At 49.5% G+C, this 3,295-nt stretch carries 2 protein-coding genes; both read left to right on the top strand.

Going from position 1 to position 3,295, the window contains the following annotated elements:
- Positions 1 to 138 precede the first annotated feature (138 nt).
- Complete coding sequence (locus tag IV91_RS0110720) at positions 139 to 3,009, top strand: UvrD-helicase domain-containing protein (protein ID WP_035417813.1); 2,871 nt, start codon at positions 139 to 141, stop codon at positions 3,007 to 3,009.
- 81 nt (positions 3,010 to 3,090) lie between these two features.
- A partial coding sequence (locus IV91_RS17975) for a transposase (RefSeq protein WP_160171567.1) occupies positions 3,091 to 3,295 on the top strand: 205 nt, incomplete at its 3' end.

Below are 3,295 nucleotides of genomic sequence, written 5' to 3'. Positions count from 1 at the left end.
GGTCGTTTGTAATAGAGGGTTTGCCGCTGGTCATGGCCTGGATGCTGTAGTCGCAAGACGAGAGCCAGGAGACCCCAGCGGGTTCGCCCTTAGAACCCCCTGCCTTTAGGCATGGGGAGGTTTAGCGAAGAATTGTAGATGAAAATACTTGAGTACATTGGTCTCGATACCTCACGCGTCAAGGCCGCCTATCAGAAACTGACGGAAACCATCGCGCGCGACGACTTCCGTGCGGCACAAGTCAAAAAACTGACCAGTGCCAGTCACGGAAAATTTTACCGGGCGAAACTCGACGACGCGGATCGACTGTTGTTTTCCCTGGTACGCCATAACGATGAAGTCTGTGCTTTGATGTTGGAAGTGATCCTTAATCACAACTATGACAAGTCACGTTTTCTACGTGGTGCAACGGTTGATGAGACGAAGGTTATGGATGCCGATGTCGCCGAGGCCATCGAGGAAGCGCAAATAGTGCGATACCTGCATCCTCGACACACGGCGATACACCTGCTCGACAAGCCCTTATCCTTCGACGACATCCAGGAAGCCATCTATCGTCAGCAACCACCGTTGATTATCGTCGGCAGTGCCGGCAGTGGAAAAACCGCGCTAACGCTTGAAAAACTCAAGCATGCTGAGGGTGAGGTGCTTTTTGTCACCCATTCTGCTTATTTGGCGCAAAGTGCCCGTGATCTGTATTATGCCAATGGATTCAATCGTACAGGGCAAGAAGCACTGTTTCTTTCATATCGTGAATTTATCGAATCACTTCATGTTCCTGAGGGGCGCGAAGCCACCTGGCGGGATTTCTCAAGTTGGTTTGTCCGTATACGCCAAGCATTCAAGGGCATTGATGCCCATCAGGCCTTCGAAGAAATACGGGGTGTGCTGACTGCCAGGACAGGGGGTATTCTGGAGCGAGAAGCGTATCAGGCGCTTGGTGTGCGGCAGTCTATTTTTGCCGATAATCAGCGTGACCTCCTGTACGATTTATTCGAAAAGTATCGTGTCTGGCTCACTGAAGCAAAACTCTATGATCTCAACATCATCGCACAGGATTGGATGGCCCTGGCAGCACCGCGCTATGACTTCGTGGTGATCGATGAAGTGCAGGACCTCACCATCATCCAGTTATCCCTGGTGCTCAAAACCCTGAAAAAACAAGGGCATTTTCTTCTGTGTGGCGATTCAAACCAGATCGTACATCCTAATTTCTTCTCTTGGGCGCAGGTAAAGAGCCTGTTTTGGCACGACCAGGATCTTGCCGAGAAGCAGACGTTACAAGTGTTGAGTTCCAATTTTCGGAATGGGTTGCAAGCGACCCGTATCGCGAATCAACTACTCAAAATCAAGCAGAAACGCTTCGGATCCATAGACAAAGAGAGCAACTTCCTGGTGCAAGCCGTTGGCGTGGAGCCTGGTCAGGTGGTGTTATTGTCTGATAACGACACAATCAAACGGGATCTGGATCAGAAAATCCGGTATTCCACCCAGTTTGCGGTGTTGGTTATGCGCGACGAAGACAAGGTTGAAGCACGCAGGTATTTTTCTACGCCTCTGCTGTTTTCGATTCACGAAGCCAAAGGCCTGGAATACGAAAATATCATCTTGTTCCGTTTTATTTCGGATCATCGGGCCGAATTTATCGAAATCGTTGCCGGGGTGAATAAAACCGACCTGACGAGGGAATCACTTGATTATCGTCGCGCAAAAGATAAAGGTGATAGGTCGCTGGAGGTCTACAAGTTTTTTGTCAACGCCCTTTATGTGGCACTGACACGTGCAACCCGAAACTTGTATGTGATTGAATCTGATGTCGATCATCCGCTACTCGACCTGCTTGATCTCGCAATTGGCGGGCAAGTCAGGGTGGATGCGCAAAAATCCAGCCAACAGGATTGGCAGAAAGAAGCACATAAACTTGAACTTCAAGGGAAACTGGAACAGGCAGAAGCCATACGCAGTACCCTCCTTAAACAAACGACGCCCCCTTGGCCAGTATTTGATGAGGCATGGCTGGAAGCATCACTGATCAAAGTGTTTCGTGAGCAGGCACCAGGCGGCAAGTCGAAACATCACTTGTTGGAATACGCCATCTTTCACGACGAACCGATCCTCGCCGAATGGTTGGTGCGAGAGGCAAAATTCGATGCTGCCAAATCTTTCCTCAAACAAAAATGCTCCACGTTGGTACAAAAAAGTTACGCAAATTATTTTTCACATCATTTCAAGGACGTTTTACGTCAATGCGATCTATACGGGATCGAGCACCGTCTGGCCATGAATCAGACGCCGTTGATGGCTGCTGCCGCAGCAGGGAATGTAGCCCTGGTGGAAGCTTTGCTGGATCGGGGCGCAGACCGTGAAAATACCGATCAATATGGATACAATGCCTTGCACCACGCGATGAGAGTCGCTTTTAACGATCAAAAATATGCTCGAGGTTCATTTTCAGCCCTCTATGAACTCTTGGCCCCCCCGCATCTCGATGTAAATACAGGGGGTCGTCTGGTGCGGATCGATCGTCATATGTCCGAGTACTTCTTGTTTCAGACGCTGTGGGTACTGTTTAAATCGCGTTTTGCCTATTTGGAGCGAGGCCCCTACGCCGCTTTTGAAACCCTGGCTGTTCTCAAGGCCTGGGAACATTTGCCTGCCAACGTGGTATATCCAGAACGAAATAAACGGGCACATATTTCCGCTCTGTTGTCGCGCAACGAGTTGAATCGTGTCTATGCCTACAATCGGGCACTATTCAAACGCATCAAACAAGGCTGGTACCAGTTCAATCCGCAGATGTTGGTGCGTGGCAGTTCTGGAAAAAAGGACTGGCAACCCGTTTTCGCAGTCTTGAATTTACCATTGATCAATGAGTTTTCCAGTTTTCAATTATTTGACTACCTTGCTCAATGGGATCCGGTCGGGGAATATTGTGAACAGGCAAATATGTCGCCCCCCACCATTCCTGTTGCGGCAGAACGTGAAATTGAGCAGCGCAGAAAAACGTAAGCGGTAAATTGCCGGCGTTATATTTTCCTGCCTGAGTTTCTCCCATACTCTCCTCCAGGTCATGTCATGGGAGGTAAGGGAATGGAAACAAATTCGTGTAGCGGTAGATTGCGCTACAGCAAGCAGGAATGGCAGGGGTTCGTGTCCGAGTTTCTGACCGGTGGTCAGGACTGCAAGAGTTTCTGTCGGGATAAGGGATTAAATCCATCCCGATTGATACGTTGGCAAGGGGTATTTCGCAATGGGATTTCCCCTGCCATCAGCCAGATGCAACCCGTAGGGTTTT

The sequence above is a fragment of the Ferrovum myxofaciens genome, from assembly GCF_000735045.1.
Lineage (GTDB): Bacteria > Pseudomonadota > Gammaproteobacteria > Burkholderiales > Ferrovaceae > Ferrovum > Ferrovum myxofaciens.
The sequence above is the reverse complement of the archived record's forward strand: the minus strand, read 5'-3'. Positions and strand labels throughout refer to the sequence as shown.